The organism is Halobacillus litoralis (genome assembly GCF_020524025.1).
Taxonomy (GTDB): domain Bacteria; phylum Bacillota; class Bacilli; order Bacillales; family Halobacillaceae; genus Halobacillus; species Halobacillus litoralis_D.
Window position 1 is genome coordinate 1,240,150 of the sequence record NZ_JAIVKN010000001.1, and the last position, 19,307, is coordinate 1,259,456.

A 19,307-nucleotide genomic window follows, 5' to 3' on the forward strand; every position below is an offset into this window, starting at 1 on the left:
ATAAGAGACGCCATCAATCATGATGGCGGACTGCATCCCAGCAACTCTCTTCTACACCTTTTAACAATTCTTCTGATACCTCTATCTCACCAGCACGAATCAGCTGCTGTAATTCCAGGAATCCACCAAAAATGATCGCAATTAAGGCTAGAGACGGTAGGTCCCGAATTTCCTTCTTCTCTTTTCCACGATCAAGAAAATCCCTTAAAATAGACCAAAGATGAGTGAAATAATCCTTACTCCTATCATCAAGAAAATAAGCAGCATTATGAGTCTTAATAAAATACAGCGCATGTTCATGCTCATTTGTGAAACGGACCAGCCGATGGAATAAATGATGGAATTGGTTTCGAACACCGCTCTGGTGAGGAAAGTCCTCTTCCAAAAGCGAAGTCAAAACACCCACATGGTGCTGGAACAGAGTGTTAACGAGAACTTCTTTGTTCTCAAAATAACGATAAATGGTTCCAGCACCGACTCTTGCATCATTGGCAATCATCGGTATCGTAGTGGCGTCAAAACCTCGCTCTGCAAACAACGTCAGCGCGCTGTGCAGGATGTTATCTCGTTTGGTTGTTGCCATTGGTGACTCTCCTTCAAAGCGGAATGATTATTCATTCCACTAAAATATTAGTACAAATTCTCAATCTATTCAATCATTAAAAAGACTCAAATGGGTGAATACACACAAACCAGGTCTCCAATTACATCCGCTTTCTTTCCCTTCCCCCTTCTTTTAAAAAAGAAACTTCATTAAACGGGACCTTCTCTCCTGTGTTCCGTTAATAGATAGGATCAAAAATCCACAAAAAAAGGGTGATTTGATTCGTCCACACAACGCTCAATTCGTTCTTTAAAATTCCCATATGTAACCATTTCATTCACTTGACTTAAAGGGAAAAAGCCGACTTCCAGCGCTTCTTCTGTTGTTGTCAGCTCCCCGCCAATCGCTCTTCCTAGAAATAAAGCGTTACAAATCGAACGTTCAACATTCTGGAAGACTCCGCAGAATTTCGTTATTTCTATATCCAGCCCGCACTCCTCTTTCGCCTCCCGCACAGCCGCATCTTTCAGGGATTCTCCCTCTTCTACTTGTCCACCAGGCATTTCCCAGCCCCGTTTTGGTCCTTTAATTAACAAAATTTCCTCATTCTCATTCCTTATAACCGTCGCTGCTGATACGATATGCTTTGGCGGCATCCGACTTCTCTCCCTTATTTTTCTTTTTTCATACGAAATCCATGTTCATTCACTATGGACCTTTTATGTAAATAAGCTGATTTTAAAATATGTTATTCCTCCCCTAGCACTGGCAGATCATTAAAAGGTTACCATCAGGATCTTTGATATTAAAGTAATGATCATGCCGTATATCTGTCACAAGCTCGACACCCTTATGCCTCATAAATTCATAGGCTGCATTAATATCTTTAGTATCCAGATGAAACACAGGGGTTTGATACTCTTTTCCCTCTTCATAAATTTTACTATCCAGCACCATCCCCGTTCCTTTCATAGGAAGAACATAGAGGTGACCAAATAAGATTTCCCGATCATTTGGCAGCCCAAGCAGGTCACAATACCAGTCCCGTGCTCTTTCAATATGACGGACCGGAACAAAAACGGTACCGATTTGATTTAAAACCGGACTTTCCTTGCCCTCTGGTTCCTTACTATTACGAAAGTGGCTGCTGAGCACGTCTTTCATCTGCTGTTTGTTTTCTTCAAACTGACGATGTCTGTGACCGTTCCCACCGGAAGGATGTGGAAATCCATCTAATAACGTATGAGCAGGAAGAAGGCCCTTGTCAGATAGATAACGTAATGATTTGGATACATTTACACCAAGAGGAATAATGAGCGGTTTCTTTAATGCTTCCATTTCTTTTGGAAAATGTTGAAGCACATATTTATTCAACATTGGGTTCTTTAATAAATCCGGAGTCGAACCGTTATAATTTTTCCCCTTATAAAAGACAGGGTATGGGAGAACAGAAGTCGTTTGAACCAGATGACTCGCTTCATCAAATAGGGATGCTGCAGAAGACAGCCCTAGATACTGAGGCAGGCCAAGATCATTAAGCATCGCGACAAGATTTTTTCTCATCGGCCCTTCAAAGCTGGCATTATTTTTTACCTGTTGAAGGAGACCTTCCTCTTCCGTATTCTCAGAAGCCTGCCAAACTGTTTCATAAGCCTTTTTCATTTGGTGCTGACCCGGGGTAATACCAACAATAACAACAGCTGCCGCTTCGTTTACATGTTCGAACGGAGCATAATACACTTCGAGATTTTTCTTTTCATCCTGGTCCAATAAAAATGTTTTACTGATCATTTTTTCCTCAGCATCTTGCGAAGATAAGGATTGGATATCCTCTTGATATTCTTTAAATCTAGAATAATGGGCAACAGACAATCTTCTTCACTCCTTTGCAGCACTTGGTATACAAGACTGAACCTTTCCTCATATTTTCTTCCTTTTTCAGTTTCACAGTGTTCATAAATAACTTTTACCCATAGTTTATATATCGTTCTTTACTCTTTTACGGCCTTTATAACCATTGTAGTTGGGAAGGAATGAGCTTTATAAAGAGAGTAATAACGATCAGAAATTTCTGCTTCTACATGTTTCAACTCTTTTGGTACTTCACTTTCAATGATGCGCTCAATACGGAAACCATTTTCGATCAGCGCATTGATATAGGTGGACAGCTTTCGTTTGGTAACGACCATTTCTGCACCTTCTCCTTTGAAATTCTCCATTACCTTCTGTCCCTCATCCTGATAGGAACTCTCAAGATAAACCCTGCCGCTTTCACTCTTTAAATGAGAGTATAACGGGTGGTCCCAGCTAAAGATGAATGACCCGCCTGTCTTCAAGTAGGAATGAATCAGCTTAAGCGTTCCAGATAAATCCGTCGTCCACCCCAGGGCATAAATGCTGTAAACCAGGTCAAAATAATCTACTGGCAGACCATGATCCTGCTCCATCGCTCCACAGAAAAGATGGGGGGCCAGACCAGCGAGAACCTTTCCAGCGATGTTTTTCTGAGTTTCTGACAAATCAATCCCCCACAATTCTTGAGCACCTTTGTCTTTTAGATACTTTAACGAATGTCCGCTCCCAAAGCCTAACTCAAGAACCTTTGACCCTTTTGGATCGTCGAGAAGCTCCAGTTCATCTTCCGTCTGAGCAAACGGTCCGTAGCTTGGAAGCGTATCTACACCATGGAAGTGATGGGCAACCTTATCCCAGCTCTTCCTGTTTTGTTCCAATATTTCTTCTTTCACAAGACATCCTCTTTCCCGTAGATTTCTCTATATTCTTCATCGTTTAATACTTCTAATGAGCCGGACCAGTGAAGAACGGTCTCAATAAATGTTTTGATATGTAAACCAGGCATGTCATATTGATCGGAAGTATTCACTGTAGTCGCAGCATCTTCTAAATACGTCACTTTGTACCCTCTGTCGAACGCAGCAATACTCGTGAATAAACAGCAGAATTCTGTATTAAATCCGGTAATAAACACATGATCAATCTGCTGTTCTTGTAATTCTTCAGCAAGCTCCGTCTGATAAAAGGAACTGGGGGTGTTTTTTTGGATGATCCGATCTGCGTACTTCGATAAGTAGGGGTGAAGTTCGCTTCCTGTGCTCCCTTTGAAGAGTGGACTTTCCTTTTCATGATCGAGATGCTTGATAAAAAATACAGGACGTTCATCTATTTGGAAATCATGAATAATCCGTTCTATTACTGTCAGTTCTTTCTTAAAATCTCCTTGGTCGACAAGACCTCTTTGAACATCTATGACTAAGAGTGCCTGCATTTGATGTCATTCCTTTATTCATTTATTTCTCTTCTTTTCAGCAAATGGGAGAACAAAAAAGCCTACAATTAACCCGGACAATAGACTAGAGATCAAGAGAGCCGGGTCGTAGTTCTCCCCTTCCCAGAGGCTCAGTAAAAATCCAGTCAAAGCCATGATACAAAAGAAAAGGAGACTGGAAAGAATCCTCTTTTTAATACTCATGAATGCGTTGACCACAATAAATCAAAGTTGTATTTGTAACCTGCTTAACTAGTTCCCTGAAAATAAACCGTATTGAAACTTGGAAGCCTTCAATTATAAGCATTGGGATCTGCTCCTTCCTGACCGTCCATTATCATCCAATCATCTGCCCATTCGCTTCCTAAGAATTGACCATAGATCCTCGTATGTATTCAGAATCTAAAACACTATATAAATAAGAATCACGCCAACCTTGCTCCATGCGCAAATGGCCGCGCATACGCCCTTCTTTCTGCATCCCATTTTTCTCCAACACTCTCATTGATGCTTTATTTCTCGGATCGCAGGTAGCTTCAATCCGGTGCAGAGCAAGATACTGAAACCCATGGGCAATGAGACGGGAAGCAATGTCAGTCCCTAAGCCTCGTCCCCAGTAGTCAGGGTGAAGAATATAAGAAATTTCACCTGTGGCATGGTAAACATCTATTATGTTCAGTTCACCTACACCGATCAGTTGATGTCCCTCCTCTTCCACCACTGCCCATACATAACGGGTTCTTTCTTCTTTCCCCTTGTCAGCTATAATCTGTTTTACATATTCCTTTGTTTCCCTTTCGGAATTCGGCCCCCATGGCTGATACCGGCATACGTCCGGGATAGACGCATAGGTATGAATTGCTTCCCAGTCTTTCTCTTCCATTTCACGTAAATAAAGTCGTTCAGCGGTCTTCATGTTCATACTCCTTTACCTGTATGTATTCTATAATTTTCAGATTACTAAAAATATAAGCTTGAGAAAAGATAGGTTTTTACGCCTGAAAATTGCAAGGCCGTATCTCATCCAATCTCTTTCCCGATTAAGATCATAATAGGTAAGTAACTGGTAGATTTCTTTTCAAATAAGCAGTCTTTACATTAAAAATAATACCGGGATTATACTATAAAGCGATTCCCATTTTGAACTTTACACTCCTACTTTCTTACTTCTCTCATTTGGTAAAGAAATCCTTTAAACAACAGAAAAAAGCACAATCCGACAACGGCATTGTGCTTAAAATCACTACTGGACGGGGACCCAGATCGTAGACTTGTAATCTTCGCTGTAGGGGTCGCCTCCCGCATACACTTCCAGTTCAGGTCCTCCCGTACTTTTATAGCCGCTTGAAGGAAACCACTCTGTATAGATCTGCTTCCATACATTCTGCACAGCCACCGGCATAGCTCCGCTCACTTCAAACACAGCCCATTTGGATGCAGGTATGCGTAAAACTTCCATGTCATCCACTAAACCTTGATGATCAACACCAATCCAGTAGTCCATGGTTCTGCCCTCCTGTTTACTTCTGTCTACACAAACGCCCAGAACGCCTTTAATCTTTCCATTATTTTTCCGGAGTAATTCTTCTGTGGTACCTTTTGCATTCAATCGCTCCCACATATTTGGAATCCCATTCAGGTTCTCCTCATTTTCATAGGCAAACGATCCTTTCACACCAACCATTTGAAACGCTTCTTTTTCAATGATTTGATAGTGCATCGGTTCTGCTCCTTTCAAACTCACCTGAATCATCATGCGGTTATAAGCAGTTATCTTCCCCTCATCAAAGCGAATCTGTCGTGGAGAACATCCATGGTGTTTACGGAAAGCTTTGGAAAAAGATTCGGGCGTTTCATAACCATACTTGAATCCAAGGTCGATAATTTTCTGGTCACTAATCTTCAATTCCTGAGCCGCTAATGTCAATCTCCTTCTCCTCAAATATTCGGCTGCTGAAATATCTGTTAATAAGCGAAACATCCGCTGAAATTGATAGGGTGACATATACGCGGAAGCCGCAATCTCTTCCATAGTAATTTCTTCTGTTATTCTACATTCCATATACTCAATGGCTTTCTGCATCGACTGTATCCAAGTCATGTCGTTCCCTCCCTTCTCTACTACTTTAACAAGCTTCTACATCAAAAACCTGTCCTCCTATGAAAAAGGAAGACAGGTGATAGATTATCGATTCCACTTTTTATTAACCGTCTCATTATACTTTTCCAGAAGTTGGCCAAATGTCTGCTTTTCCTCTTCTGTCCAGTCTTCAAGGATTTGAGCAAGCCGGTCAAAACGCTGTCGTTTATTTTCCTCTAATTCCTGTGCACCTGTTGGGGTAATTTGAAGATTATGGGCTCTTCTGTCCTCAGGATTAGGGATTTTTTCTACATAGTTCTTATGAACGAGAACGGCCGCCTGTCTGCTCACCGTCGAAATATCCAAATGTAAATCCTCCGCCAACGCTTTTACGCCCGCCGGACCATAGGTGGATAATTGCCGAAGCAAAATATATCCTGACCGGTCCAGACTGTCGCCTTTTTTTTCTGTAAGGACGATGCGCCGGATAAAATCAGTCACTTGCTCTTCAATCAAATCAAGGGATTGTTCACTCATTTATTTGCACCTCACATCCACTTCTTCTCTCACGATGATATCATCAAACTTTCACATTGACACGTCCGCTCATATAGTTGTATCATACAACTATTGTAATTGTATGATACAACTATCTAATTTAAGGTTTTTCAAGATCTTATTAACTGATAAACAAAGGAGACATTTTTATGCCTGCTACACAAAGAAAACCCGTTCCCAGCGTCTCTATTGCTGAAGAACCGGGGATTTTAAAACAACCGAAATCTGTATGGGCGGTTTTTTTCGCCTGTATCATCGCCTTTATGGGCCTTGGTCTTGTTGATCCCATTCTACCTGCTATTGCAAACCAGCTGGACGCCTCCCCAAGTGAGGTTACCCTTCTATTTACAAGCTACAACGCTGTCATGGCTCTGGCTATGCTCGTGACAGGTGTGATCACATCAAGAATAGGGATGAAGCGGACCCTGTTATCCGGCATTGTAATCATTGCCCTATTTTCCGCTTTAGGCGGACTTTCAAATGGAATATGGGAACTTGTCGCTCTTCGGGGTGGATGGGGATTAGGAAACGCATTGTTTGTCGCGACAGCTTTAACCGCCATTGTTACGCTATCCAATAGCGGCAACGCCAAAGCCATCATCTTATATGAAGCAGCAATCGGATTAGGCATATCGGTGGGGCCGCTAATTGGTGGATGGCTGGGAGCAATTTCCTGGAGAGGTCCTTTCCTTGGTGTAGCCACACTAATGGTTATTGCTTTTATCGGTTTGACGACGCTTATGCCTTCATCCAGCTCTGTCTCCGTGACTAAAAAGAAATCATCTCTTTTAGATCCATTTCGAGCTTTAAAGCACCGCTCATTGCTTGTGCTTGGTATTACAGCAGCACTATATAATTTCGGTTTCTTTACACTGCTCGCCTACTCTCCCTTTGTCTTAGGATTAGATGAACACGGTCTGGGCTTTGTCTTTTTAGGATGGGGTGTGCTGCTTGCGATTACTTCTGTCTTTGTGGCACCTATGCTTAAGCGAATGCTTGGGACCGTAGGATCTATGTGTCTCATGCTTCTTATGTTTGCTGTCGTTCTATTGGTGATGGGGATATTCACATCTACACAATGGGTAGTGATTCTAGCTGTCATTTTTGCCGGAGCGTTACTTGGAAACAACAATACACTCATTACTACCGCAGTTATGAATGCGGCTCCCGTTGAGCGTTCAACCGCTTCTGCAGCGTATAGTTTCCTTAGATTCCTAGGTGGAGCACTCGCACCATTCACTGCGGGAAAACTAGCCGAAACCTTTACACCCAGTGTTCCTTTTTATGTCGGATCTGCGTGCGTATTTCTGTCCGTCATCTATGTATGGATTAACCAGTCTCATATCCGCCATGTCGATAAACAAGAAGGAGCGCATTAGAGAAAATACAAAAGAGGCTCATAAAAAGCCCGATGCAGAGAATATTTCCTGCATCGGGCTTTTTCTTTTACTGATAGTTGATAATCGAAGGGTTCGGATCGAGTTTCAGTACTTCCTCCGGTGACATCACCGGCTGATCTTTCTTATAAAAGATTTTAAAACCACCATATTGAACCGCTTCATTCCGCACAAATTTACGATAAAGGGACATTTTCGTATACGAAGGTCCCCACCCATCATAATTGAGTGCTACTTCAACATTATCTGTTGGCTGGATGGCTTCTTTATTCGTCAGCGCTTCATCCATGAACTGATGAACGAGAACGATCTTATCCGGCAGATTGTTTTCTTCCACCATCTCTGACAAATAATCCACCGCTTTTTGAACTTCTGCCCCATTCACTTGACCAAGGTTGATGCCCGGCGTCTCACCTTCTGAGACATGGAACTCCGTATCGATCGCTAAATGAACATATGGAAGCTTGAGCCACTCCTCAATCAGCTTCACTTGATTCATGACAGAGTCAGTGCCGAGCTGAACATCCAGCATTAACAAGGCATCATGTTCTTTCGCAAGTTCTGCATAGCGGTCAATGTCTTCCGGCGATGTCCGGTGGTAATATTTACCTTCCGGCCCTGGAGTGCGCTGGGCTACCGTTGATATTAACTCAATCATCGGTATAGCCGGGCGCTCAGGATCCGCATCCGAATACGCCTGCGTCTGATCCTTAAGTTTCTCCATTAATGCTTCCGGTTCCATTTCTCCTAAGATTCCCATATTCTCAGAATTAGGATGACCATAATACGCAACAATTCGGTGATCCTTCAATGGACCGTCCGTCTGATCCTCTGCTCCATCGACAAGTGTCTGCCCCACCGGAATCATGCGTGTACGATCGCCTCCATGTGCTTCCACCTTCGGCATCTTCGAGAGTTCCTCTTCGGTCAAACCTTCCTTCACCGGCTCCGCATCCTCTGATGGTTCCATCGCTTCGTAAGGCTGTTCTGGTTTTTCTTCCTTTTTAGCGCTTTCTTTGTCTACACTCTCCTCTGTTTGTTCTGCTTTTGGTTCCTCTGAGCTCTCGTCCTTTGTTGCTGATGTCTCATCTGAACAAGCAGCAAGCGTCAACGAAATCAAAGCGGCTGCTGCAGCCATGGTTATTTTTCTCATGATGTTTCACTTCCTTATGTAATGTTTTTTGCTCCTTTTTTTCGAGGTGAAAACTTTCTATATTTTAACATATTTTTTGAGATTAAGAGACTTATAGACAAAATTAGATGAAAAATTCCTGTATTGAATGAACCTATATCGGCTGCTGCCATGGTTGATTCATAAAACTTTGCTGGAATTTAAAAAGAGAAACATTAGGTTTGGGTATGGGTGTGTGTAACTTTTAACGACTATTATTGATATGTAAATCCAACTATCATTCTCCCTACACTCATGGAACTGGAACAGCTATTAACTCATAGGCGTAGGCAATAAAAAGTAAGACAGCAAGTAGGGTTATTAAAAACTTTCTATTCTTAAATTGAATAACTACAAATAATCCACCCCCTAGAAGAGAAGCTGTATAAAATAAGAAATCAAACCATTCCGCTTCGACAAAGAAGGTGTTTATTGTCAGCAGCATCCAAAATAACAGCACGACAAAAAGGTAATACCGGTCAGAATTTGCATCTTTATTTGAAGGCAAGGTCGAATCTTCCTATCTATTTTCAGGTTTTGTCTTTTTATATAACTCAATAGCATCTAACATTCACTATTGATGATGACAATCTTATTTTATAACTGAATGTAATGGACACGTAAAAAAAGAAACCCTCTTTTTCTAAGAGAGTTTCTTTATGAAAGCTGTTCACAATACCTTTTCTATATGAAGAGTATGGCTTACCTGCACTTTTCTGCGATGATGGTTCTAAGAACTTTCTCATCCATGTCCAGGGGTTTAACATTACTGTCACCTAATAACTGGCTGGTATTTGAATCATCAAACGTTAACGTCTTATCGATATAGGGATGGAACACTTCCATCGGTTCATTAAACCGAAGTTCCTGCTCTGTCAGCTCATCTTTTCTATCGGTAGGAACTAATTGTACTTGATGAAAGTCAAGTTCTGATGTCAGAATCTCATATACTTTACGGTTAATAGGAGGATTGGAGTTGGTAATGTGATAAATCGTATGAGGCTTTCCATTTTCGAGTCCTGCCGTTAAAACATCGACAACATAGTCTACAGGAACGAAATTTTGAGCGGTATCCTCATTGCAGAGGAAACGGACTTTAGGTGAATCGACGAGGTTTTTCCGCTCCATCCTCTTTTTCATAATCTGAAAGCTTCGAATAATTCCATACAAAGCGAACGTTGTATCTGCCTCTCCTGTTCTTGAATCTCCCACAATAATGGCCGGGCGGTAGATATTAATGTTAAAGTGTTCCTTATATTGGAACACTAAGTGCTCAGCGTGACACTTACTTTCCTCATAGGAATTAACGAAGGAACGATCGACTGGATGAAGTTCCTCTTCGGCATATTGTGCATCACCGAGCGTGTAAGCTGTACTGACGTGGAAAAAGTTCTCCGTCCCTATCTTCTTCGACAGTTCCAATACCTCTTTCGTACCTTCCACGTTTATCTCAAATGTTTTTTCACGATCCTGTTCATCAAATGAGAGGTAAGCGGCTATATGATAAACCGTATCGATCTGGTTCGTTAACCTTTCGACATCCTCGGATGATACACCAACTAGTTTTTTAGAGATATCCCCGTGAATGTGAATCAATTGTTGTTGAAACTCAGACGGAACGGCTTTCTCAAGGGCTTGTGCTTTTCTTTCGTTTCTAGCTAAGGCATACACCGTATGACCTTCACTAAGCAGACGTATTGTCAATTGCTTCCCTACAAACCCTGTCGCACCTGTTAAAAGTATATTCATGAAGTTCGATCCCACCCAAATGATTAATTATATACATTCACACAAAATAATAAATGTATTCATACTTTTCAAAGTTTAACATACATAAGTCAGGGATTCAGCAAGAGAGATAAGTGATCTGTCAGTTTACAGAACTGGATATTTGGTGTGAATGTTGAATTCATGCCGTTAAAAGAAAAATAACCCCTCTCATTCCATCCATTATTTACAATATAATCGTAAGCTCAGCTGAAGCTTTTACAATCAGAAAACTTTGGACCTCGTAAAAGAGCCTGCTTCTAATGAAGAAGCAGGCTCGGTCCCTTACAGTCCATAGTCCTGATCACGGTCCGTTAATGGAATCTCATCATATTCATCTGGATTAATTTCATATACATCACCTGTTGCTACTCCCTTAATAATACCGTAAACGCCCGTTTCCACCGCTTCCACCAACTGTCCGATCTTCTTCTGACCGTAACTTTGTGTCTGCCCGGTCACTTCAAACAAAACGGTTCCACTGCCATTTAAGGCGAATGATCCAAGAGCTGTGCCCGGCAGATCAAGGTTCTGCGGATAAAGAGTAATGTTATCAAATGGAGAGTTGCCACGGTCCTGAAGTGCATCATAGGCTGCAACATTTAACTGCTTCGATAATTCTTCATTATACGTATCCGAGTATTGGCTATATTTGGACCCTTCTTCACTAGAAGGATCCGGAACAAAATCCCCAGAGATGGAGAGCGTCACTTTATCATCTGTTCCTTCAACATAATACTCTCCCTGGTGATGAAGATCCACAAACACGTCTACCTGACCAAATTCAGTCATCAAATTTTTGTATACGTCACGAACCGTCTGAGCTTCTGGTGTAATGTACCAGCCGGGCATAGACGAATCTCCAGGAAAATCCTCTGCCTTCGGTGTATAATTCAGGTCTGGATTGAAGTCACGGTTGACATCAAACCCAGGATTGGAAGCATAGTCCCAGTATTGATTTGTATACGTATAGTAATTCCAGGAGGGCGCGGATCCTTGTAGCTGTGGGAAGTCCTCCTCCACTTCACTCCAGGATAGATCGTTTCCTCGTCGATTGAGTTCAGTCGCATCCGGGTTGATCATCGGCATGGCCACGATCGTCACTTCTTCCCGTATTTTTTGATATTCAGCTGAGTTGTTGGACCCCAGTTGTTTAAGCATGTTCAATAAAGCCGCTGTGCCTGTTTTTTCATTCCCGTGAATTTCACTTTGAATAAGAATGACCTTATCTCCCGAGCCGACCGTTGCTGTATAAATTTCACGGCCCTGATTGGAATAACCGGCAACTTCCACATTCACTTCTCCCTGACTGCTTTTTTCAATTTGATTCAACTTCTTGCTTAATTCCGAATGACCGATAAACCCAGAAATCGAATACTGCTGATTATCCGGTGTCCCAGGATTGGTGCCATTCGGTGCAGCGTAAACCGGACTCATCATTCCCATTGAAAGTACAACAGAACTACATAATAAAGCGACCTTCTTCTTTTTTCCCACAAAAGCCCTCCTTTGAAATTTTCTGACAATTATGTAATTCTTCCCTGAAATATTATTTCCTCTTACATAGTGAAAAAACGAACCTTATGTCTCATTCAAAAGATTTTTGTCTAGTTCTAAATCTACCTTCCTCTAATGAGCATACAGGCGTAAAGATGTATATAAAAAACCTCTCCTCCATATTTGGCAGGACAGGTTTCACCGATTGGTTTACCGGTAAACGGTTAGAATAGATGATTTCAGGAATTCCACTACGTTAAAGCCATTTTAACAACACCGGAAAAGCGGCAGCATAATGCTTTAATTCCCGCAACGTCTTTATCACCTGGGCGGTACCCAGTTTTTGTTCCTCCTCATCACTAAACCCCATTTTCAAGGACCGTTTCAGATTATATTCAAGCCAGTCCAGTTTTCCGGAAAAACCATGTTCAAGAACTGTCTCCCAGTCCGTATCCAGTCTCGGACGGTGCCTTTCATAACCTCGAATAAAAGCACGAAGTCTGTCAATTTCAACAGACCCTTCATTATTTTCAGACCAATACAAGGCCGTTTCCATAAAGTCACACATAGGATGGACACAGCCGGCAGACTCCCAATCAAAAATTACAGGCTCTCCTTGATGCCACATCACATTTTTAGCATCTAAATCCCGATGACTAACCACTCGTTCCGTAATAAGTATCTTCCCCGCTCTTACCGCTCGAGCATTCCATTCATGGAGTTGTGATAATTGAAAATGAAACAACTCCCACCACTCAGCGTTATGCTTCTCCCCGTGCTGCCTATAGAAATCCCAATCCACGACTTCTATGTTGGTGCAATGATCTGTCAGTTCCAGATGTGAAAAATCCAGGCTGTGAATACGTCCAAGGATAGAGCCTACCTTTTCACTATGAAAAGCAGTGACTTCATTGTTTGTAAGGCTTCTCCCCACTATCCAATCATATAGAAGATAATGGTGATCCCCCCACACCTGCAAGAACGTACCATTGATTCTTTTTGCCGCTAATGTTGGAACTGATCGGGAAGCGTGTTCCGCTATACTTTCTGCTTGACGATAATTATGCTTTGCACCGAGTCTATTTATGATTTCAGGGTTTAAAAGCTTAACCACGTATTTCCCGCTGATGGTTTCAATGGCATATATTTTATGTAGCAGCCCTCCAGATAAGCTTTCAGGTACGCCAACTATTGCGCCAAGTCCTGCATGCGCACATATTTGCTTGAAATCCAAGAAATTTAGAGACATAGGATTCATCCCTTTTTTCCTTTACCATAGCCCAAAAAATAAAACCTGTCATCCATATGATGGATAACAGGTTGATTATTACATCTTCTGATTGTAATCCTTTCTGTAGAAAGCCTCATGAGCCAACTGGTTTGGATTATATCGTCTTAGATTACATCAGGAAAAGACAGGACTTCAGCTGCTAAAGGACTGCAGACTAAACACCCTATCACTTTTAAACCTTTTGGAATTTACGAACTTCCCTTGATTCCATTAAATCCGCTGTTGCTTCGCGATAAGCCTGGTAATGCGGAGAATCAATATGAGACTGAAAGGCCTCCTGATCCTGCCATGTTTCATAAAACAGAAAAACCGAGTCATCGTCAATAGAGCGATGGAGCACATAGTCTACACATCCATCTTCTGCTCTGGACGGTTCAATGACTTTCTTTAGTTCTGTGAAAAGCTCTTCTTCTTTGCCCTGCTTTGCTTTTAGTATGGCATTGATGGTAATCATAAAATGTCCTCCTGTTTGATGGAAAGAAAACTTTCGCTGGTCTTTCGTGAATTTCGAAGATCCATAATACACGTTCATGTACTAGATATATACTCTGCCAATGACTTCAACGAAACAGAATATCCAAATGCGACAATAGTATCTTACCCTTTTTTAACAAATTTTAAATAGTTTCAGTCGAAATCTGGTTAGGGTAATTAAAACTTTAGTCTGTTACCTAATTAGAGATCGCGTATTCCATCATCTTTACACGCTTCATTCCTTTGTGAAATGATCGATACCCTTCTTCCCAATTTGATTGTTCTGTTGCATACGCTTTTTCAAATAAATCATTGGTTTCTGTTGTCCAGGATGCAAGGTGATCGTATCCTTCATCATCTAAATAAACTTCAAACTGACGCAGCTGTTTTAGTAGATAATCCGTTCTACTTAACACCTGGCTCCACCCATTATTTTCTCCAAAGAACTGGCGGTCCCGTTCAGATAGGATATCAAGCGGTAACGTCCCACTAGCCAAAATACCACTGTTTGACACCCCTCCTCTACCAGCTTCTGCGTCTGTGGAGTATATATCAATATTACTATGGTTTGCTATTTCTACATCAGAAACACAGGAATGTATAATTGTTCTAAAGAAACCCAAAACTTGACTGCCATGTGGATATGGACGTTGCTCGTTCAACCACACTTGAGAAGTTAATTCTTTTGTCTTTTCATTAAAAATCATTCCATTACTATAAATAACTTTTCCTGACTTCCTTTCTCTAGTCATTCCCAGCTTTTCCTCAGCTTCTTCATCGGATAAGCGTCCTTCCTGGGGGAGTTCAAAGTTATTCAGGGTTTCAGCATATTTCTCATATTCGTCAGGAATAACTACTTTTGAACTTTGCATATTTTCGATTGCTTCACCGTTATTTTTCTCTGATCCAGCACTTTTAGAACTTTCTTCCTTTTTCACATCATCCTCATGAGCCATGTTTTCTAAAGTCTTTTCGGTTTCGAACGCTTCAGGCTTTTCGTTACCTTCCTTTTGTTCTTTATCCCCACTACATGCAGATATGAAAATTAAAGCAACGAGTGTAGTGATTGCTAATAGATTTCTAGCTGTCATTAATAAGCCTCTTTTCATTATGTATTTAACCATAGGAATAATTCTAACAGACCTTTAGAATCATTTAATTAATGATCTTCATAGTTTTAAGCAATTTTAATACAAAACATTTTTAAAAAGCTCATTATTTAGTTACCTGTTAAAATTCGCTTTATATATCTGTCTTAAATAAAATAAGACGTTATCCTTATAAAAGGATAACGTCTTACTAATCTTTTTATAGTACATGTGGCCACGGTTGTATCGGTAATTGCGAAGGAACACGATTTTGAGTACCAAAAAATACCATTTAACCAGTTCGATCAATCATATCAACGATTATAGAAATATCTTTATTATTTGGTAACACGATTACTTTTAATTATGCATTTACCTCTCTATAATCGTCAAGTGATTAACCAATTTCCTTATTAAATTTTGCTTGTCCTATACGTTTGTATTTACGGATGAGCTCTATTTCATGAACTCTTGCATCTCCTTCTTTTTCATATTCACCTACAAAACGATATTCGAGTTTTCCTGACTTCATTAAAGATACATGTTCCATATTTCTTCTATTAGTATACCTTCTGCAACGATACCAAACACCACTTCCGACATAAACAACTTCTTCTTTAATCCAATGCTCGTAAACAATGTACTGATTAACCTTTCTTAAATCATTTGGGTTAATTTCATACTTCTTTATTAAATGAATTATCTTTTGAAAGGTTGTTCCATATATTTTAGCAATATCCTGGTTTGTCATTTTATTTGATAAATGTTCTATAAGTTGCTCTTTATTTGGTAGCATAAAATAATCACCTCGTTTTCCTTATATCTAAGAAAAGCGAGGTGTAAATCAATGAGAATTATTATTTTTTAAGGATAATTAGAGAATCTAAAATCACTAGGCAAGAAAATCTACAAACTTAGGTATTATTGATTCGAAGATACATTCTGTAATATTACTGACATTCCAATAATCATCATGTTGATTATGTATTGCCCAAGTGAAAAAGAAATAGAAACAACCACACTCAGACCTTTCATATTTTGCTATAAATGGTTCACCAGTATATTCACCTGTTTGATATATATTCAAATCTACTTTTGTCCTTTTAGGCTCTACAGCAACTTTTGAGTAATATATTTTATTGCTCCTATTACCAACTTTTATTTGCGAAAGTAGCTTTTTCTCCATTTCATATTTGAAACTTATAATTTTACTTTTTGTATTTTCATTTAATCCCTCTAATCTTTCTTTATATCTTTTAATATTCTCTTTGTGATGATTAAAGCCCCTTGCTAAACCATTTAGTTCATCTAATATTAATTTCATAGATTCAACATCTAAGTATTTGATTTCCCCTAAATCATTTAGCTGGCCTATAATTTCACTAGGGTCATCCGACTTTATTATTTGTGTTACTACATCCAATTGTTTAACTACTTCAGAAACTTTCTTACCTAATTGTTCTTTGAAAACCCTTGTAGCTTTAATAAAATTTTCATCAGACTCAATTAAATGCATGTAATAATCTTCTTTTAATTTTTCTCTTTCATTTAGAGCACCAGACAAATATCTCTGAACAAATTTTTGGTTGTTTATAAATTCTACTTCTTTCATACAATTTTCAATTTTATTAAGAATATTTGTATTGCTAATTTCTTTATACGAGCTTCCTTTCAGTGAGCTAATTCTATACGTTCCTGACTTTAAAGGGAATTTAGAAATTTGTTCAGCCGTCAAGAAAAATTTCTCCTTTGAATCTTCTTTACCTGTATGTATTAACAGAAAGAATTCATGCTTTGTTTCTTTATCACCTATAACGTATTCCTCTTTTAATTCAATCTCACTATTTACATTTTCTCTATACTTTGCTTGTACTATACCTAACCTTGCTGGTTCTATACCAGTTAAGCTAGATAATCTTTTTTGGATTATAAAATCTGCACCTTCGTCGTCCAATGAACGTTCTAAAATAAAAAACCTATCAATTAGTAGTTCCTTTGTCCTCGTTTCACCTATAGATCCATGTTCTAAACTTTTTGTTCCCTTATTCACTCTTCCTCTCCCTTTCCAAATGTTTATACTGATATTACTATTAAACTGCACAAATTCCTCTTAACATTCCCACGAGATAGAGGTCTATTTATCAATTTTTCCAAGTCTATAATATGGCTATGCAATTAATTAGTTGCTATGATTTTAAGCTATTCCATTATCTTATTTAGATGTATCAGTAATAATAGGTAATTAAATTCAACATTAATTTATTTTATCACACTTAAAAGACGCTATTATATAACGGCGTCTTATATTAAAAATGCTAGTTATTCTTAAGTTTTTCAAAAAACTCTTTTTCCATTGCTTCATCACTAAGGGCTATTAAAATACCCTTATCATGAAAGTTTTCAGATATTCTTTCTAAAACAATATTTCCCAAAGATCTTAATCTTCTCAATTTGGCCGGACTTTTAATTCTTTGAATTATTTTTTTATTCCTCTTAATACAATTTATAAAAGCCTCAGCAGCAGTGTCATCAAATTTTTCAAACATTCCTGGGATTTTTATCGCGGCCCCATCAGCATAAAAATTGATCCACCAATATGACCAACATAAGTTTGAGTCATCGCATTTACATATCGTGGTAGTAATTCTGTAGGGATACTCCCAGCAAATCTTTCTAATTCACTAACACATTTGTTCTCTATTTTAAATACATCTAAATTTGCCTCAAGTTCATCAATTAAAGGTTCAATTTTATACTTCTTATCATTTAGAGTAAGGTATTCATATCCGTTAACTGTTTCTATAAATGAAAAGGCTAAATCAATAGTCATTGAGTTTCCTTTAGTTATCTCCTGATCTAACCTTCTTACTTCCTGAACCTTTACTAGTTTAGCTAATACTTTCCATAATATAGGTGCACAAATTCAATATTTGACCTTAGAATTGTAGTACTGTTTGGGTGTATATAAGATGTAAAAAGACGATTTATTAACTCATTTTTATATCGTTCTGGGAGATCTCCTAAGGCATTTTCTATCCCTATTGCATTTCTATCATAAGTTTCAGTGGCAAGTATCTCCATATATTCATTAATGTCAATTATTTGCATAGGATATTCTTCGTTTAAAACATACTTAATACAATCGTCCATCATAGCGAGCACTTTTATAACTGAAGGATCTGTACTTTTTGAATGACCACTAAAAATATGCCTGGTTTCTTTTGCATGTTTTAATAGTTTACTTGCTTCCCATCCAATTACACCGATTTTATATGCACCTTCAATTAGTTAATCATCATTCACATAATTTTGAAAGTCATCATATGTATTTATTTCACGGCCTATTTCCATTTCTTTATTAAACATTGTGAGACTTCTATATATTATCTTATTACGTAAGTCATCTACTACAGCATTCCAAAAAGCACCTATAGCACTTCTATATCCACCAACTGGTAGAACCCTTAAAGCTTCTTCTATATATGGATTATCATGCAAATCTTCTCGAACATTTAGTATAGATTATTTAATTAGTCCATGTAATTCATTAGTACTTATACTTGGAGCTTGATTTTGTGAACTTATTATTTCGCTGGAGTTTTTCATCTAAATATCATCAATCCTTCTAATTAAGTTTTATCTCAAAAATCTAATGAAAATAAAAATTAACTAAACACATTAGCACTATCTAAATTATACAATTTCTTCTATATTTTTATATAAATATATACTATAAAGACTGTTTTTATCCTTTCAAATTTAATAGGACAAATTATATAATAAAATTAATATTTTATTAATTAAATAAAGAGGAGAGATTAAATTGGCAAGCATCTTTGATCCAGCTCTTAGATAATTAGAGAAATCGGGTAAAGGTTTTTTGGGTCCAATTTCCTTCCAAGATTATTCGGATAATAATAAAGTTAATGCAAGAGGCAAAAAAGCTAAAGTTTATTTCAGTGGATTCATTAGAAGTTTTAGATAAGGGGTTAAGGGATAGTCAGACTATGGTTGTTAGGTTAGGTAAGTCAGTAGTGTCAACAACGGTTTAAAATTCCCTGTTTTCAACGTAATCAAATTCCCTATTATCAGCGGATTTTGGCTGGCTGTATGCCAGCCTTTTTCTTTTCCCTTAAGCGATAAGAGTCTCCTTT

Annotated in this window: 22 protein-coding genes; 1 reads left to right on the plus strand and 21 read right to left on the minus strand. The window is 38.9% G+C overall.

What is annotated here, in order from left to right; translation table 11 throughout:
- Nucleotides 1-13 precede the first annotated feature (13 nt).
- From LC036_RS06570 to LC036_RS06610, 9 genes are all read right to left on the minus strand, one after another.
- On the minus strand, nt 14-583 hold the full coding sequence (locus LC036_RS06570) for a TetR/AcrR family transcriptional regulator (protein ID WP_226579841.1): 570 nt from the start codon (nt 581-583) through the stop codon (nt 14-16).
- 212 nt (nt 584-795) lie between these two features.
- Nucleotides 796-1,200 (minus strand): NUDIX hydrolase, encoded by a 405-nt coding sequence (locus LC036_RS06575; protein ID WP_226579843.1) that lies wholly within the window; start codon nt 1,198-1,200, stop codon nt 796-798.
- A gap of 103 nt (nt 1,201-1,303) precedes the next feature.
- On the minus strand, nt 1,304-1,708 hold the full coding sequence (locus tag LC036_RS06580) for a VOC family protein (RefSeq protein WP_226580053.1): 405 nt from the start codon (nt 1,706-1,708) through the stop codon (nt 1,304-1,306).
- Nucleotides 1,709-2,535: 827 nt separating this feature from the next.
- Nucleotides 2,536-3,291: a class I SAM-dependent methyltransferase gene (locus LC036_RS06585; protein WP_226579846.1), complete on the minus strand. Its 756-nt coding sequence runs from the start codon at nt 3,289-3,291 to the stop codon at nt 2,536-2,538.
- The gene (locus LC036_RS06590; RefSeq protein ID WP_226579849.1) at nt 3,288-3,830 is read right to left on the minus strand and encodes an isochorismatase family protein; all 543 of its coding nucleotides are present in this window, start codon (nt 3,828-3,830) and stop codon (nt 3,288-3,290) included. Before LC036_RS06590 ends, LC036_RS06585 begins: the two co-directional genes overlap by 4 nt.
- A gap of 18 nt (nt 3,831-3,848) precedes the next feature.
- Nucleotides 3,849-3,986, minus strand: coding sequence for a hypothetical protein (locus LC036_RS06595; RefSeq protein WP_226579852.1), 138 nt, complete (start codon nt 3,984-3,986; stop codon nt 3,849-3,851).
- A 208-nt stretch (nt 3,987-4,194) separates the two neighbouring features.
- Nucleotides 4,195-4,746, minus strand: a complete 552-nt coding sequence (locus tag LC036_RS06600; RefSeq protein WP_226579854.1) for a GNAT family N-acetyltransferase — start codon at nt 4,744-4,746, stop codon at nt 4,195-4,197.
- Nucleotides 4,747-5,073: 327 nt separating this feature from the next.
- A complete protein-coding gene (locus LC036_RS06605) occupies nt 5,074-5,931 on the minus strand; it encodes an AraC family transcriptional regulator (RefSeq protein WP_226579857.1) in 858 nt (285 codons plus the stop codon).
- An 84-nt stretch (nt 5,932-6,015) separates the two neighbouring features.
- Nucleotides 6,016-6,447 carry a MarR family winged helix-turn-helix transcriptional regulator gene (locus LC036_RS06610; RefSeq protein ID WP_226579860.1) on the minus strand — a complete coding sequence of 144 codons (432 nt, stop codon included), beginning with the start codon at nt 6,445-6,447 and terminating at the stop codon, nt 6,016-6,018.
- A gap of 170 nt (nt 6,448-6,617) precedes the next feature.
- Here LC036_RS06610 and LC036_RS06615 point away from each other — a divergent pair, with 170 nt between their 5' ends.
- Nucleotides 6,618-7,847 carry an MFS transporter gene (locus LC036_RS06615; protein ID WP_226579863.1) on the plus strand — a complete coding sequence of 410 codons (1,230 nt, stop codon included), beginning with the start codon at nt 6,618-6,620 and terminating at the stop codon, nt 7,845-7,847.
- A 67-nt stretch (nt 7,848-7,914) separates the two neighbouring features.
- Here LC036_RS06615 and LC036_RS06620 read toward each other — a convergent pair whose 3' ends face one another.
- The 12 genes from LC036_RS06620 to LC036_RS06675 all read right to left on the minus strand — a co-directional run bounded on the left by LC036_RS06620 (nt 7,915) and on the right by LC036_RS06675 (nt 18,651).
- Nucleotides 7,915-9,018, minus strand: a complete 1,104-nt coding sequence (locus LC036_RS06620; protein WP_226579866.1) for a hypothetical protein — start codon at nt 9,016-9,018, stop codon at nt 7,915-7,917.
- Nucleotides 9,019-9,289: 271 nt separating this feature from the next.
- Nucleotides 9,290-9,544 (minus strand): hypothetical protein, encoded by a 255-nt coding sequence (locus LC036_RS06625; RefSeq protein WP_226579868.1) that lies wholly within the window; start codon nt 9,542-9,544, stop codon nt 9,290-9,292.
- A gap of 194 nt (nt 9,545-9,738) precedes the next feature.
- Nucleotides 9,739-10,785: an SDR family NAD(P)-dependent oxidoreductase gene (locus LC036_RS06630; protein ID WP_226579872.1), complete on the minus strand. Its 1,047-nt coding sequence runs from the start codon at nt 10,783-10,785 to the stop codon at nt 9,739-9,741.
- Nucleotides 10,786-11,088: 303 nt separating this feature from the next.
- Nucleotides 11,089-12,240: a M14 family zinc carboxypeptidase gene (locus LC036_RS06635; protein WP_413229853.1), complete on the minus strand. Its 1,152-nt coding sequence runs from the start codon at nt 12,238-12,240 to the stop codon at nt 11,089-11,091.
- Between the two features lie 316 nt (nt 12,241-12,556).
- On the minus strand, nt 12,557-13,534 hold the full coding sequence (locus LC036_RS06640; protein WP_226579877.1) for a phosphotransferase: 978 nt from the start codon (nt 13,532-13,534) through the stop codon (nt 12,557-12,559).
- Nucleotides 13,535-13,763: 229 nt separating this feature from the next.
- Nucleotides 13,764-14,045 carry a putative quinol monooxygenase gene (locus LC036_RS06645; RefSeq protein WP_226579880.1) on the minus strand — a complete coding sequence of 94 codons (282 nt, stop codon included), beginning with the start codon at nt 14,043-14,045 and terminating at the stop codon, nt 13,764-13,766.
- 217 nt (nt 14,046-14,262) lie between these two features.
- Entirely contained in the window at nt 14,263-15,156 is an 894-nt protein-coding gene (locus LC036_RS06650) for a hypothetical protein (RefSeq protein WP_226579883.1), read from the minus strand.
- A gap of 394 nt (nt 15,157-15,550) precedes the next feature.
- The gene (locus tag LC036_RS06655) at nt 15,551-15,949 is read right to left on the minus strand and encodes a hypothetical protein (RefSeq protein WP_226579886.1); all 399 of its coding nucleotides are present in this window, start codon (nt 15,947-15,949) and stop codon (nt 15,551-15,553) included.
- Between the two features lie 96 nt (nt 15,950-16,045).
- Nucleotides 16,046-17,203: a hypothetical protein gene (locus LC036_RS06660; RefSeq protein ID WP_226579889.1), complete on the minus strand. Its 1,158-nt coding sequence runs from the start codon at nt 17,201-17,203 to the stop codon at nt 16,046-16,048.
- 265 nt (nt 17,204-17,468) lie between these two features.
- Nucleotides 17,469-17,699 carry a hypothetical protein gene (locus LC036_RS06665; protein ID WP_226579892.1) on the minus strand — a complete coding sequence of 77 codons (231 nt, stop codon included), beginning with the start codon at nt 17,697-17,699 and terminating at the stop codon, nt 17,469-17,471.
- Nucleotides 17,700-17,710: 11 nt separating this feature from the next.
- Nucleotides 17,711-17,983, minus strand: coding sequence for a hypothetical protein (locus LC036_RS06670; protein WP_226579895.1), 273 nt, complete (start codon nt 17,981-17,983; stop codon nt 17,711-17,713).
- A gap of 458 nt (nt 17,984-18,441) precedes the next feature.
- Nucleotides 18,442-18,651, minus strand: coding sequence for a hypothetical protein (locus LC036_RS06675; RefSeq protein WP_226579898.1), 210 nt, complete (start codon nt 18,649-18,651; stop codon nt 18,442-18,444).
- Nucleotides 18,652-19,307 lie beyond the last annotated feature (656 nt).

Excerpts from the sequence above, each read along its gene's own strand:
- LC036_RS06605 (WP_226579857.1), bottom strand. The coding sequence starts at position 5,931 with ATGACTTGGATACAGTCGATGCAGAAAGCCATTGAGTATATGGAATGT.
- LC036_RS06580 (WP_226580053.1), bottom strand. The coding sequence starts at position 1,708 with ATGAAAGACGTGCTCAGCAGCCACTTTCGTAATAGTAAGGAACCAGAG.
- LC036_RS06620 (WP_226579866.1), bottom strand. The coding sequence starts at position 9,018 with ATGAGAAAAATAACCATGGCTGCAGCAGCCGCTTTGATTTCGTTGACG.
- LC036_RS06590 (WP_226579849.1), bottom strand. The coding sequence starts at position 3,830 with ATGCAGGCACTCTTAGTCATAGATGTTCAAAGAGGTCTTGTCGACCAA.
- LC036_RS06600 (WP_226579854.1), bottom strand. The coding sequence starts at position 4,746 with ATGAAGACCGCTGAACGACTTTATTTACGTGAAATGGAAGAGAAAGAC.
- LC036_RS06570 (WP_226579841.1), bottom strand. The coding sequence starts at position 583 with ATGGCAACAACCAAACGAGATAACATCCTGCACAGCGCGCTGACGTTG.
- LC036_RS06650 (WP_226579883.1), bottom strand. The coding sequence starts at position 15,156 with ATGACAGCTAGAAATCTATTAGCAATCACTACACTCGTTGCTTTAATT.
- LC036_RS06645 (WP_226579880.1), bottom strand. The coding sequence starts at position 14,045 with ATGATTACCATCAATGCCATACTAAAAGCAAAGCAGGGCAAAGAAGAA.
- LC036_RS06595 (WP_226579852.1), bottom strand. The coding sequence starts at position 3,986 with ATGGCTTTGACTGGATTTTTACTGAGCCTCTGGGAAGGGGAGAACTAC.
- LC036_RS06630 (WP_226579872.1), bottom strand. The coding sequence starts at position 10,785 with ATGAATATACTTTTAACAGGTGCGACAGGGTTTGTAGGGAAGCAATTG.
- LC036_RS06655 (WP_226579886.1), bottom strand. The coding sequence starts at position 15,949 with ATGCTACCAAATAAAGAGCAACTTATAGAACATTTATCAAATAAAATG.
- LC036_RS06665 (WP_226579892.1), bottom strand. The coding sequence starts at position 17,699 with ATGTTTGAAAAATTTGATGACACTGCTGCTGAGGCTTTTATAAATTGT.
- LC036_RS06610 (WP_226579860.1), bottom strand. The coding sequence starts at position 6,447 with ATGAGTGAACAATCCCTTGATTTGATTGAAGAGCAAGTGACTGATTTT.
- LC036_RS06575 (WP_226579843.1), bottom strand. The coding sequence starts at position 1,200 with ATGCCGCCAAAGCATATCGTATCAGCAGCGACGGTTATAAGGAATGAG.
- LC036_RS06635 (WP_413229853.1), bottom strand. The coding sequence starts at position 12,240 with ATGAGTCCGGTTTACGCTGCACCGAATGGCACCAATCCTGGGACACCG.
- LC036_RS06670 (WP_226579895.1), bottom strand. The coding sequence starts at position 17,983 with ATGACTATTGATTTAGCCTTTTCATTTATAGAAACAGTTAACGGATAT.
- LC036_RS06615 (WP_226579863.1), top strand. The coding sequence starts at position 6,618 with ATGCCTGCTACACAAAGAAAACCCGTTCCCAGCGTCTCTATTGCTGAA.